General features: G+C 45.5%; 12 protein-coding genes. 9 read left to right on the top strand and 3 right to left on the bottom strand.

The annotated features are described in order from the left end of the window. Positions 1-3 precede the first annotated feature (3 nt). Genes pdxA through ICN23_RS03250 form a run of 3 tightly spaced genes read right to left on the bottom strand, consistent with a single transcriptional unit; the run spans position 4 to position 4,962 of the window. The gene (gene pdxA, locus ICN23_RS03240; RefSeq protein WP_216230889.1) at positions 4-1,011 is read right to left on the bottom strand and encodes a 4-hydroxythreonine-4-phosphate dehydrogenase PdxA; all 1,008 of its coding nucleotides are present in this window, start codon (positions 1,009-1,011) and stop codon (positions 4-6) included. After that, positions 986-2,431 carry a peptidylprolyl isomerase gene (locus ICN23_RS03245; RefSeq protein ID WP_255532684.1) on the bottom strand — a complete coding sequence of 482 codons (1,446 nt, stop codon included), beginning with the start codon at positions 2,429-2,431 and terminating at the stop codon, positions 986-988. Before ICN23_RS03245 ends, pdxA begins: the two co-directional genes overlap by 26 nt. An 8-nt stretch (positions 2,432-2,439) precedes the next feature. After that, positions 2,440-4,962, bottom strand: coding sequence for an LPS-assembly protein LptD (locus ICN23_RS03250; protein ID WP_216230891.1), 2,523 nt, complete (start codon positions 4,960-4,962; stop codon positions 2,440-2,442). 33 nt (positions 4,963-4,995) lie between these two features. Here ICN23_RS03250 and ICN23_RS03255 point away from each other — a divergent pair, with 33 nt between their 5' ends. The 9 genes from ICN23_RS03255 to ruvA all read left to right on the top strand — a co-directional run bounded on the left by ICN23_RS03255 (position 4,996) and on the right by ruvA (position 13,502). Then, positions 4,996-5,997, top strand: coding sequence for an aminoglycoside phosphotransferase family protein (locus ICN23_RS03255; RefSeq protein WP_216230892.1), 1,002 nt, complete (start codon positions 4,996-4,998; stop codon positions 5,995-5,997). 13 nt (positions 5,998-6,010) lie between these two features. Beyond that, on the top strand, positions 6,011-6,727 hold the full coding sequence (gene murU, locus ICN23_RS03260; protein ID WP_216231892.1) for an N-acetylmuramate alpha-1-phosphate uridylyltransferase MurU: 717 nt from the start codon (positions 6,011-6,013) through the stop codon (positions 6,725-6,727). Next, complete coding sequence (locus tag ICN23_RS03265) at positions 6,720-8,087, top strand: aminopeptidase P N-terminal domain-containing protein (RefSeq protein WP_255532685.1); 1,368 nt, start codon at positions 6,720-6,722, stop codon at positions 8,085-8,087. Before murU ends, ICN23_RS03265 begins: the two co-directional genes overlap by 8 nt. Before the next feature lie 13 nt (positions 8,088-8,100). Continuing rightward, complete coding sequence (locus ICN23_RS03270; RefSeq protein ID WP_216230894.1) at positions 8,101-9,258, top strand: FAD-dependent monooxygenase; 1,158 nt, start codon at positions 8,101-8,103, stop codon at positions 9,256-9,258. A 129-nt stretch (positions 9,259-9,387) separates the two neighbouring features. Continuing rightward, positions 9,388-10,404, top strand: a complete 1,017-nt coding sequence (dusB, locus tag ICN23_RS03275) for a tRNA dihydrouridine synthase DusB (RefSeq protein ID WP_216230895.1) — start codon at positions 9,388-9,390, stop codon at positions 10,402-10,404. Between the two features lie 66 nt (positions 10,405-10,470). Next, a complete protein-coding gene (locus tag ICN23_RS03280; protein WP_216230896.1) occupies positions 10,471-10,710 on the top strand; it encodes a helix-turn-helix domain-containing protein in 240 nt (79 codons plus the stop codon). Positions 10,711-10,756: 46 nt separating this feature from the next. Continuing rightward, entirely contained in the window at positions 10,757-12,337 is a 1,581-nt protein-coding gene (gene purH / locus ICN23_RS03285) for a bifunctional phosphoribosylaminoimidazolecarboxamide formyltransferase/IMP cyclohydrolase (RefSeq protein ID WP_216230897.1), read from the top strand. 26 nt (positions 12,338-12,363) lie between these two features. Continuing rightward, the gene (gene ruvC / locus ICN23_RS03290) at positions 12,364-12,891 is read left to right on the top strand and encodes a crossover junction endodeoxyribonuclease RuvC (protein WP_216212680.1); all 528 of its coding nucleotides are present in this window, start codon (positions 12,364-12,366) and stop codon (positions 12,889-12,891) included. Positions 12,892-12,920: 29 nt separating this feature from the next. Next, the gene (ruvA, locus tag ICN23_RS03295) at positions 12,921-13,502 is read left to right on the top strand and encodes a Holliday junction branch migration protein RuvA (RefSeq protein ID WP_216212683.1); all 582 of its coding nucleotides are present in this window, start codon (positions 12,921-12,923) and stop codon (positions 13,500-13,502) included. Positions 13,503-13,507 lie beyond the last annotated feature (5 nt).

The following is a 13,507-nucleotide window of genomic DNA, read 5'->3' on the forward strand; positions in this document are numbered from 1 at the left end:
ATCTTAGGATTGCTTTCTTTGGTTTGCAGCCAATTGATACGCCAAACGCATAGCCTCAAGCATGCTACCGGCATCAGCAATTCCCTTACCAGCGATATCCAAAGCGGTACCGTGATCTACTGAGGTGCGGATGATCGGCAGCCCTAAAGTCACATTCACCCCATTACCAAAGGTAACAAATTTAAAAGGGGCCAAGCCCTGATCGTGATACATCGCAATAAAAGCATCAACCTGCGTAATAGAAGCAGCATCAAACATCGTATCGCCTGGATAGGGGCCTGATATCTGAACACCCATTTTTTTTGCCGCCTCAATTGCCGGCGAGATTATCTCAATCTCTTCTTGCCCTAAATATCCAGACTCTCCCGCATGAGGGTTTAGACCAGCTATGCGAATCATCGGCTTTGAAATACCAAATTTTTTCTGCAAATCTTGGTTAACAATTTGAATCGTATCTAGAACCAGTTCATAACTTAAAGCTAGTGGCACCTCTTTAAGAGGCAAATGGGTGGTCACCAATGCAACTCGTAAACTTCTTGGAGACTGAAGCTCTAAAAACCCTATAGGTAATGACGCACACAACATCATTACCACGTGAGAAGCATGACAACATTCTGCAAGATACTCCGTATGCCCTGTAAATGTCGTACCAGCGTCATTGATGATACTTTTTTGAAGTGGTGCAGTTACCATAGCATCAAACTGACCTTGAAGACAGCCATCAATCGCTTGATCTAAAAGATGAATGACATACTGCGCATTCTCAGGATTTAGAGTCCCCTGCAAAACAGGAACCTTCAACTCAATATTTTGAATCCGCAGCCGACTCACTAACTCAGGACTAATATTTTTAGGAATAGGTAATAATTTGCTATCGCCCAGCAAGGTAATTGCAACGTTATCTTGCTCACGCAAGAACTCTAGTGCAGCAATAAGCGAGACCTCAGGCCCAATACCAGCCGGTTCGCCAGTACTTACAACGAGATTAACGAGGGGTGCTACTTGCCGCATCTTCCACGTTCAAAATTTTGACAGTAGCGTTATCACGTAGTTCGCGTATCCACTCCTGATAGGCTTGATCTAGTTTTCTTTCGCGAATCGCTGCGCGTGCAAATTGACGTTGTTTCTCGACAGTGAGCTGACCTTCACGACGATCTAATACTTGTATCAAATGCCAACCGAATTCAGTTTTGACTGGGTTTCCTACTTCACCAATTTGCAAACGATTCATAGCCTGCTCAAACTCGGGAACCAAGTCTCCGGGGCTCATCCAGCCAAGATCGCCGCCATTAGATGCAGAGCCATCCTCTGAATATTTTTTTGCCAACTCAGAAAAGTCTGCCGTCTTAGTTCTGATCTGATCACGAAATCCCTGCAAGCGTCTCTCGGCATCTTGGTCAGACAAACCCGCTCGACTGCGCAACAAAATATGGCGAGATAAAGTTTGAGTGATAGGAATATTTTGAGGCGTAGTTTGAGCAGGTTCCGGAGCAACCGCTTGCTGAGAAGGCGCATTAGCCATCAGTGCACGTCGATCTAATACTTTAAGAACATGATAGCCCGCAGGGCTTTTCACTACAGCGTTAGCCACCTGACCACTACCAGTATTTCGAATTGCTTCATAAAACAACTGCGGCAAACGATCAGGGGTGCGGTAGCCTAATTCCTGAAACTTGATCTTGGGATTATCTTTTGCGGCCATAGAACCCAATTGCATAAAATCAACATCCCCACGTGCCTCACGTAACAAGATATCGGCTTTCTTTTTAGCGTCAGCTTGAGCACCGGCACCAGCAGCGGCATCTACAGGAATAAAAATCTGAGCTACATCAATTTCCTCAGGACCTCCATTTACTGCTGGTGCAGACCGGGAGGGCGTACCGGCCTTCATGGCCCTTGTTCGCTCTAAAATAAAGTTATCAATTTCAGCATCAGAAATTTTGATTTTGGCCTCAACTTCTCGCTCACGATAGCGCGTCATTGAAATATCATCGCGAAGCATTTGCCTATATCGCTCAAAGGTAGTTCCAGAGGCATTTACCCTAGCCTTTAATTCGGCGAGCGTCAGCTTATTTTTTGCTGCAATCTCACCGATGTACTTATCCAATTCCTTATTACTAATTCCCACGCCCTCTTGCTCAGCATTTTGAATCTGAATTTTTTCAATAATGAGTCGATCTAATATCGTTTTTCGCGCTGACCCATCATCAGGCAACTTAGCGCCCTGCTTTTTTAGCGCCGCAATGCGATCATCGATTTCTTTTCGTGTTACGTAACCAGTATTTACTACAGCGGCGACACCATCAATATTTCGAATCTTGCTTTCTGTAGCAGCATTCGTCTTAGCGGCGTCTTGTGCGAACAAGGTAGTTGTAAACATGGCCACAGCAATAAAAGTGGCAACGTTAGCAATTTGTCTCAAGCGGTTCATAAAAAGCATTATTGATAGTTCTCGTATATTGAGGGGGGTATTGGCTTAGAGGTAGGCATATATCCAGGAACGTTAAGCTTCATGATATCAACTGGATTACTTCCTGCACTACCAAAACCCTTAAATTCAATCTGAAACAGTATTGAGGTAGTGGTTATTTGGGAGGTATTCAAAACCTGAGAATAGGCACTTCGGAAAGTCCAGCAATCTTTAGTCCACTCCAGGGCCACCAAGCTATTTAATGTTTTTGTACTTAAAGCATCATAGCCCCAGCGCCCCAAAACAGAAACCTCTCGCGTAATTGGCCATTGACCTGAGACGTTATATTGATCAGTAGTAGTTGATGAGGGTACAAAGGCTTGATTATTTTGAATAGATGCCTGCACCGGCGGAGACCAAACGTTACGGTATCCAAAATTTAAACTTCTACCCTGTGTGGGACGCCAACTACCCCCCACCGTCGTCTGTACAAAACGATTTAATTGGGTGTTGTACTGACCAAATAAGTCTGCACTGAAGTTACCAAGCAAACGCACCGAACCAGATCCCAAGGTATCGGAGTAGGTAGTGGGATTAACAATGTTGCCATTCAAGCCCACACGTTGGCCAGTGAACTGCTGCTTTTGCGCAATTGTCACGTTAGCGCGTTCTGCACCAGTATTCGCCTCAATCATGCGACTAGTAAGACCGAGCGTGGCTGCATTATTGTCAGCAATACGGTCATTACCAATAAAAGTATTTTCATTAAAAATTTGAGAGACGCCAAAGCCAGCATCAGCAGTATCAAAAATCGGGGTCTGCGCCTGACTTTGATAAGGGGTATAAACATAAAAGGCGCGTGGCTCCATTGTGAGCAACATATCGCGACCAAAAAATCCTTTCAATCCTGCGGCATCTCTTTCGAATGCCAAAGCAGAATCTAAACTAAAAGTGGGGATGGTAAATCCCTGAGCAACTGGTGCTCCATTAGCTACAAACGGAGTAGCGTTATAAGTGTTTGACTGAAAACTTATTTTTGGAGTGATGTAATAGCCTGGCGTGACTTGCGGCAAAGCCAGCGCACCCTTCACTACAGTTCGATCGGCCTGGCTATACACACCCGGGGCGGTAGCAGCCAAATTGCCTCCAATGTTGTATGCAAATCTAGTGTAGTCCGTAGAAAAAGTGGTTGCAGGACCGGTTGGCAAGGTGACATATTTTCCACTTGCATCGGCTACCGCAGGGGTCAAACGATTGTTATAGGAGGCAGTAATGTTTGGCAGAATGTTATATGGCGCCTGAACTGTAGTGGTGGGATCCGGCTGCAAAGTTTGAAAAGTCAACGCTCTTGCAGAGACATTCCAATTACTCAAACTACCAGTCAATCCTTTAGTAGTGCCAACCTCCTGCCGGAACTGACTAGTGATTGCTCCAGCAATACTCTGAGAGAAATCTGTAGGGTACAGATTATCTGAAACCCGAGACATATTGGCATACCCAGTCCATGAACCAGGCAATGGAATTCCACCAGGGGCAGCACCGCCACTAAATACTTGTCGCTGCTGCCAGTCATACTTCCAGCGATCAGTACCAGTTTTTTTATCGTAAGGCATATATTCACCCATGACGGTGCCGGAATACTTGGTATCTAAGAATCGATACTGTGCACCCAGCATTGCACCTCGCTGATTCATATAGCGAGGCAACAAAAGTAAGTCACGATTAGGCGCGATATTTACGTAATAAGGCTGTGTAATATCTAGGCCATTATTTGAGTTGTAACCAGCAACTGGCGCAAGAATGCCAGAGCGGCGTTGACCACCAGTCGGAGCGGTAAAGTAAGGGATATAAGCTATTGGTACATCGAAGAAGCGCATGACCCCATGCGTACCAACCATTTCCTTTTCTTCGTTATCTATTTCCATAGTGCTAGCTGTGAAATACCAATCTAGATTTTCTGGAGTGCACGTAGAGTAGGTTGCTTTATCAAATACAAAAACATCAGCACTTTGTACTGTTAATTTTTTAGCCTTGCCATTGCCACCGTTATCGCGTAATTCATATATTGGTGACTCCATTGAGCCTTCACGTACATCTACCTTAAATTGCCCCTTGGGTCCTTTAAAAGTAACGTTCCCTTTTGATAACTCAACATTCCCATTTAAATCTGCAATATCAGTATCAGGGTTATAGGTAATTTCATCCGCCTTCATCATTGCTCCATTACGACGGATTTGCGCACGACCTATTAAATGCATGTCACGCTCAACAACACCTGAAATCGTGTCACTCGAAGTAAAGGTCAGCGCCTGCCCATCATCAATCGGCTTTCCAACTCTCAGCTGATCATCCAACTTTAAGACAGTGACATTACCGCGATCTGGCAGTAAAACTGTATTGCTGCCAGACTGAGAACTTGAAGGTAAAGGGGCGGGGGCCTGAGCATGCCCCGGCAGGGCAAATTGAACCAATGTCACCCCCGTCATTACGCGCAGGGTTACATGCAAAAAAAGAGGGGCGCAAAGGCCGGCGCGACGGCGATAATGACTCATAGATCCAGACCCGCCTTATTATACGAATCGACCATGACTGACTCACGCTTAAACACCCTCCGAAACTGGCTAAAGGCCCTAGAAGCTAGCTGGCAATTAGATCTTGACTCATTGGTGCCAGCCTCGGCTGATGCCAGCTTTCGACGCTATTTCAGAATTGCGTCCAAAAACCCTAATTTTGGGAGTTTGATCGTGATGGATGCGCCACCCCAACACGAGCCTTTGGATGCCTTCATTAAGGTTGATTTATTGCTTTCAGGGGCCGGTTTGAATGTGCCAAAAATTCTCGAGCAAAATCTCGCAGAAGGCTTCTTACTCTTAAATGATTTAGGCACAAAAACTTACCTGGCTGAACTCAATGGTGAGACAGCAGATCACCTATACCAAGACGCAACTAATGCACTAGTTTTAATGCAGTTAGCAAGCAAACCTGATGTCTTGCCAAATTATGATGCAGCACTTCTTCAGCGAGAGCTTGATTTATTTCCAGAATGGTATTTAAAAAAACATCTGAAGACTGAACTTAACGCGCAACAAACAGAACAATTAAAAAAATCCTTTGAGCTCATCATTGAAAATAATTTAGCGCAAGCAAAGGTGTATGTTCATCGCGATTATCACTCTCGTAATTTGATGGTGACCGAAAAAAATAATCCTGGAGTGATTGATTTTCAGGATGCAGTTTATGGCCCTATTACCTATGACGCCTCCTCGCTTTGGCGTGATGCCTACATTGCATGGCCAGAAGAGCGTGTAATTGATTGGGTTATTAAATTTTGGGAAGCGGGTCGCAAAGCGAGCTTACCAATGCCAAATGATTTTGGTCAGTTCTATCGTGATTTTGAGTGGATGGGTTTGCAACGCCATCTCAAAGTCTTGGGTATTTTTGCAAGGCTATTCCATCGCGACGGCAAGGACGGCTATCTCAAAGATATTCCACTCGTGCTTGAGTATGCAATTGCAACAGCCAATCGTTATATTGAACTAAAGCCTTTGGCTCGCATTCTGGAATCGACTCGCATTCATAAAGACTAACTAGATATACATGATGAATAAGAGCAATCTCATTCCTTGTTTTTTACTTGCTGCCGGCAGAGGTGAGCGTATGCGCCCTCTCACAGACACTCTTCCCAAACCCTTGTTGAAGATTCAGAATAAATCGTTACTGGCATGGCACCTTGAAGCATTAGCAAAAGCAAATATTCAAGAGGTGGTTATTAACCACGCCTGGTTAGGAGAACAAATTGAATCGACACTTGGCAATGGTCAGCAATTTGGGCTCCACATTCAATACTCCCCGGAGGGGAGCGCACTAGAAACCGCTGGCGGCATTTGCAAAGCATTGCCCATCATCGCGCCCGACGATTACTTTTTAGTCATCAATGGGGATGTATTTAGCCCAAACCTACCTGTAGCTCAACTTTTAGCAACGGCCTCCAAAATGCGCGCGGATCCCAATAAGCCTTTAGCGCACTTATTCATGGTTCCCAATCCAGTCCAGCATCCAGAGGGTGACTTTTACCTTCGAGACTCCGTCGTGAGCAACTCCAAATCTACTGGCACAGAAAAGCTCACCTTCTCAGGTATCGGCATTTATCACAAAGACCTCTTTAAAGACCTGGAATTTGGAGCGCCTGCCAAACTAGCGCCCTTGCTGAGAGCTGCTATGGAGCACAATAAAGTGACTGGTGAAAAATATAGCGGTCCGTGGCACGATGTAGGTACACCACAACGCTTACAAGAGCTCAATGCAGCATATGAATAAAACGAATATTTATCAACTGCGTAGAAATGAATTAGCAAAACACATATTTGCTAAAACAGGCGGGGGTATTGCCGTTATTTCTACTGCACCTGAACTGACCCGTAACCGCGATAGTGACTTTCCTTATCGACACGATAGTGACTTTTATTACCTAACGGGCTTTGAAGAGCCAGGTGCCACACTCGTGATGAAGGTTGATCGAAATGGGGGAAATTTCCAACTTCAATCCCACTTATTTTGTAGGCCAAAAGACCTTGAACGAGAAATTTGGGATGGCATTCGCCTTGGTCCCGAAGCAGCACCTGAAATTTTGGGTATTGAATACGCGCATAGCAACCAAGAATTAGATCGAGTGCTCAGTGAATTACTGGCTGACCAAGATGCAATCTATATTCGCCTTGCCGAGAGTGCTGAAGCGGATAGACGCTTGCGTCATTGGATGAAAAAAGTCCGAGGGCAAGCTCGCTCTGGGATCAATCCTCCTTCTGAATTTCATGATGTCGAAGTACTTCTTCATGAGATGCGCTTATTTAAAGACGCGCATGAGATTAATACTATGCGTCGTGCTGCAGCTATTTCTGCTCGTGCGCACATCCGCGCTATGCAGATTTGTAAGCCGGGTATGCGTGAATATCAACTCGAAGCGGAATTGCTTCATGAGTTCCGCAATAGTGGCGCACAAAGCGTTGCATACAACAGCATTGTTGCTGGTGGCGCCAACTCTTGCATCCTGCACTATCGTGCAGGCTCAACTGAATTACGTAGTGGTGAGCTTTGTCTCATTGATGCTGGTTGTGAACTCGATGGTTATGCATCTGATATCACTCGGACATTCCCAGTAGACGGGAAATTCACCGGTCCACAACGCGCCCTCTATGACATTACCTTGGCAGCACAAGAAGCCGCAATTGCCATGACAAAACCGGGCAACACATTCATGCAGCCGCATGAGGCGGCGCTAAAAGTACTGACCCAGGGTTTGCTAGATGAAAAGCTCATCAAACTATCAGAAGTTGGATCATTAGAAAATGCTATAGAAGTAGGGGCCTATCGCCGCTTCTATATGCACCGTACCTCACACTGGCTAGGAATGGATGTGCATGACGTAGGTTCATACCGTGAAATGGGTCAAGAATCAGCCAGTGAAGATAAGCCATGGCGCATCCTGAAAAGCGGCATGGTAATTACGATTGAGCCTGGTCTCTATATCAGACCAGCAGACGATCTAAATGAGAAGTTTTGGAATATTGGCATCCGTATCGAAGACGATGCAGTTCTCAATAATTCTGGCTGCGAGCTCATTTCGCGTGACGTCCCTGTTAAAGCGGAAGAAATTGAATCGCTTATGAAAAACGCGTAAAGATGTTCAACAAATGAGTGCTTCTAATTACGATATTTTGATTCAAGGCGGTGGTCCAGTTGGGCTAGCATGTGCCGCCTGGGTATTGCAAAAATTTCCTGATGCAAAGCTCACACTAATAGATCGCAATCCAGAAAAGGATGATGATTTAGTAAATGCAGATAGCAGAGGCATAGCCCTATCGCATGGTAGTAAGTTATTACTAGATACGATTCAGGCATGGCCAAAAGAGTCTGCTCAAATACATCGTGTACACGTTTCACAAGCTGGGCGCTTTGGCCGAGCACTGATGACGCGTGAAGAACTCAATCAGGATGCGCTGGGCCATATTATTCGATATCGTGATATTCACATGACGCTTCGTCAAGCCTTGAGAGCCATTCAGGTAAAATGCAATAACTTTGTTTGGAAGCATATTAGTAAAGATATTGAAGAAGCCAGTCTACAAGCCAAATGCACCGTGCATGCTGAAGGCGGTCTATTTAAAACACAAGATTGGGTAGAGTCTGGTCGCGACTATGGTCAGTCTGCTTTAGTCGGCTTGGTTGAAGTAGAAAATGCTGCCCCCCATCACGCATGGGAGCGCTTCACTGCAGAGGGCCCACTAGCGGTTCTGCCTAGCCACTATGGCTCCAATGCTTTGAATCTAGTGTGGTGTGGCTCGCCAGAATCCTCACAATATCGCTTACAACTTAGTGATCAAGATTTTTTAATTGCACTCCAAAAAGAGTTTGGGTCGCGCATTGGACGCTTTCTAAAAATTCAAGATCGTCGTCTATATGAATTAGGACTGAACTATCGCAAAGAGATTGCCAAAGACAATGAAGTGTGGATTGGTAACGCTGCACAAACCTTGCACCCAGTTGCAGGCCAAGGCTTGAACTTAGGGTTGCGAGATGCTTTTTTATTGGCAGAAAAATTAGTTGGCGTATTTTCTGGGTCAGCAGAAGATCAATCTCCAGCAGATATCCAAAATGCGCTGCAAAGCTATGCTCAAAGCCGTAAAATTGACAGAACAACTACGATTGGCCTAACGGACTTTATGGCCAGGGTATTTACCTCTAATCTTGCTCCAGTAGCGTTAGCCAGAGGACTGGCTTTAAGCGCCCTTCAGTGGCTTCCGCCAGTAAAGACAGCCTTAGCCCGCCAGATGATGTTTGGTAGGCGCTAAAGGGCTTAAATCGCCCCCAAATATAAGCATTCCTGATTTGATCTGTAACAAGGAATCTGCCTAAAAAATAGGCAGATTTGGGGTCGAATGTGCTAAAGTGTCATGCTTTCCGCCCAAGCCCCCTTTTAGATGAACATTGGCCCTCACACCCTCGCAAATAAGCTATTTGTAGCCCCTATGGCTGGGGTAACAGATCGCCCTTTTAGGCAGCTTTGCAAGAAATTGGGTGCAGGTTATGCGGTTTCTGAAATGGTGGCATCCAATGCCCTACTTTGGAAAAGCGAAAAAACACAACGTCGCGCAAATCACATTGGCGAGTTCAAACCTATCGCAGTACAAATTGCCGGTGCCGATCCAGCAATGATGGCGGCGGCTGCAAAAATCAACGTTGATCATGGCGCGCAAATTATTGATATCAATATGGGTTGTCCAGCAAAGAAAGTATGCAACGTAGCAGCAGGTTCTGCATTGTTGCGTGACGAGCCTTTAGTTCAAAAAATTCTAGAGGCAGTTGTCAATGCGGTTGGTGTGGGTCCAGATGCAGTACCAGTGACATTAAAGATTCGCACTGGATGGGATCGTCAAAATAAAAACGCGATTGAAATTGCACGTCTTGCAGAAAAATCAGGCATCTCCATGCTGACGGTTCATGGTCGCACTCGAGCCGACCTGTATCACGGAGAAGCAGAGTACGAAACTATTACTGCAGTCAAAAGTAACGTAGGTATTCCGGTGGTTGCAAATGGCGACATTACTAGCCCTGAGAAAGCGGAGCAAGTTTTAAAGATCACCGGGGCTGATGCCATCATGATCGGACGTGCGGCACAAGGTCGCCCTTGGATCTTCCGCGAGATCAATCATTACCTTGAAACTGGTGGCAAGTTACCAACGCCTGAGATCAATGAGATTCAGGCGATTATGAATGCCCACTTATTAGATCATTACGAGTTTTACGGTGAACATATCGGCCTTCGCACAGCTCGCAAGCATATCGGCTGGTATTGCAAAGGTTTACGTGACTCACATGCATTCCGTCAGCGCATGAATACTGCAGATGATTGCAAAACCCAATTACAAATGGTGAATGATTATTTTAATGAGATGAAATTGCATTCTGAACGCTTACTATTTTTAGAGGCAGCTTAATTCCTACCGAATCCATGTTGTATTTTTTGTTTTTTATTTTCTTGTTTTTTGTATTGATAGACTGTTATGACCAATAAGCACCCAATTACCGAATGTATTGAAACCCAATTACAGGGTTACCTAAATGACCTTAAAGGAACGGCACCAACTGATATCTATCAGATGGTTTTGGCTGTTGTAGAAAAGCCGATGTTGGAATTAGTCATGCAGTATGCGAAGCATAATCAATCCTTAGCTGCTCAATATCTTGGTATTAACCGCAACACACTTCACAAGAAGCTTGTTGAACATCAGTTGCTCAAATAAACCAATAGCACTCTACTTTTACCCCTCAATTAGACCCTCCGAAAATATGATCCGTACAGCCCTTCTCTCCGTCTCCGATAAAAATGGCATCGTGCCCTTTGCAAAATCCCTTCATGAACAAGGTATTAAGCTCATCTCTACTGGAGGTACTGCAAAGCTTCTGGCAGAAAATAATCTGCCTGTTGTTGAAGTTTTTTCCTTGACGAAATTCCCCGAGATGCTAGATGGTCGCGTAAAAACTTTGCACCCGATGGTGCATGGCGGTCTTCTGGCTCGCAGGGACTTCCCAGAGCACATGGCTGCCTTAAAAGAACATGGAATCGACACTATCGATATGCTCGTCATCAACCTATACCCATTTAATGAGACGGTAGCTAAAGACAGCTGTTCATTCGAAGACGCGGTAGAAAATATTGATATCGGTGGCCCAGCAATGTTGCGCGCAGCAGCTAAGAACCATCAAGATGTGACTGTATTGATCTCTCCAGAAGATTACGCCCCTGTATTGGCAGAAATGAAGGCCAACAACAATACTGTTTCTTATAAGACAAATTTAGCTTTAGCCAAAAAAGTATTTGCACATACTGCTCAGTATGACGGCGCTATTGCCAATTACCTGTCTGCTTTGGGTGATGACTTGGATCACAAAGCGCGTTCTGCTTACCCAGAAACTTTGCATCTTGCTTTTGAAAAAGTGCAAGAGATGCGTTACGGTGAGAATCCACACCAATCTGCAGCCTTCTATAAAGATATTTACCCTGTTGATGGCGCGCTAGCTAATTACAAACAGTTACAAGGCAAAGAACTTTCCTACAACAATATTGCGGATGCTGACTCTGCCTGGGAATGCGTGAAGAGCTTTACCGGTAACGCCGGTGGCGCTGCCGCTTGCGTCATTATTAAACACGCCAATCCTTGTGGCGTAGCTGTTGGAGCTAGCGCTCTTGAAGCCTATCAAAAAGCATTTAAGACCGATCCAAGCTCAGCCTTTGGCGGCATCATCGCCTTTAACGTTCCTTGCGATGGTGCAGCAGCAGAAGCGATCTCCAAGCAATTTGTAGAGGTGTTGATTGCTCCTAGCTTTAGTGATGAGGCAAAGGCAATTTTTGCTACCAAACAAAATGTACGTCTTTTAGAGATCTCATTGGGCACTGCATTTAATACGTTTGATTTCAAACGCGTGGGTGGTGGCTTGCTCGTACAGTCACCTGATGCCAAAAACGTTCTAGAAAATGAAATGCGTGTTGTTAGCAAACGTCTGCCAACTCCAAGCGAAATGCATGACATGATGTTTGCATGGCGCGTTGCTAAATTCGTGAAGTCCAATGCGATCGTCTATTGTGCAAACGGCATGACTCTTGGTATTGGCGCAGGCCAAATGAGTCGTGTAGATTCTGCACGCATGGCCAGCATCAAAGCTGAGAACGCTGGCTTAAGCCTAAAAGGCTCTGCTGTAGCAAGCGATGCCTTTTTTCCATTCCGTGATGGCTTAGATGTCGTTGTTAACGGTGGCGCAAGCTGTGCGATTCAACCAGGTGGCAGCATGCGTGACGATGAAATCATTGCAGCCGCAAATGAACATGGTATTGCCATGATCTTTACTGGCACACGTCACTTCCGTCACTAAGCAAACAGGAAGTAATAAACAAACTTATGCGCTGGATAGGAATCGACCCAGGTTTACGTACTACTGGTTTTGGCGTCATTGATGTCGACGGCCAAAAGCTGACCTACGTAGCCTCTGGGACGATCGAAAGCGGTGATCCAGCCAAGGGCTTACCGGAACGGTTGGGCGCTCTCTATGCGGGTCTTAAAGAAGTTTTAGAGACATATCAACCTGAGTCTGCTGCGATTGAAGAGGTTTTCTTAAATGTGAATCCTCGTTCAACACTAATGCTAGGTCAAGCAAGGGGTGCCGTGATTGCCGCCCTCGTATCTGAAAAACTCCCGGTAGCTGAGTACAGCGCACTCCGAGTCAAGCAAGCCATCGTAGGCACTGGTCGTGCTGCTAAGCCACAAGTTCAAGAAATGGTGAAGCGTCTTTTAAGACTAAATCGCGCCCCAGGGACGGATGCTTCTGATGCATTAGGTGTTGCTATCTGCGCCGCTCATCATGCGCAAATACCAAAAGCAATAACTGCAGCTACCGCCGCATTAGCGCCCAAGAAACGTAGCAAGTAAAAATACACATCACAGGTTAAGATCTCTACATGATTGGTCGCATTCAAGGTACTCTCGTTTCAGTTCATCCTCCTCGCCTCTTGGTCGATTGCCAAGGCATTGGTTACGAGGTTGATGTACCCATGAGCACCCTGTATCAACTTCCTCAAGCTGGTCAAAAAATTACGCTCCTTACGCACTTTCAAGTTCGTGAAGATGCGCAGCAACTTTTTGGCTTTGCTACCGAGACAGAGCGTGAGGCATTTAGACAGCTGATTAAGATTAGCGGCGTTGGCTCCCGGACCGCACTGGCAGTTCTCTCTGGCATGAGTGTCAATGAGTTAGCCCAAGCAATTGCTCTTCAAGAAGCTGGACGCCTCACTCAAGTACCAGGCATTGGCAAGAAAACCGCTGAACGTCTTTGCCTGGAGCTCAAAGGTAAGTTAGCTCCCGATCTCGGTATTACAGGTGGCAAACCACAGGCGATTGAAGCTAGCAGCGAAGTCTTGCAAGCACTCTTGGCATTGGGCTACTCAGAAAAAGAAGCTCTTTTAGCTCTCAAGCAAATCCCGCCAGAGACAAATGTATCGGATGGTATCCGTATGGGCTTGAAGTATTTATCTAAAGCCTAATGCCA

Source organism: Polynucleobacter sp. MWH-Jannik1A5 (assembly GCF_018881795.1).
Lineage (GTDB): Bacteria > Pseudomonadota > Gammaproteobacteria > Burkholderiales > Burkholderiaceae > Polynucleobacter.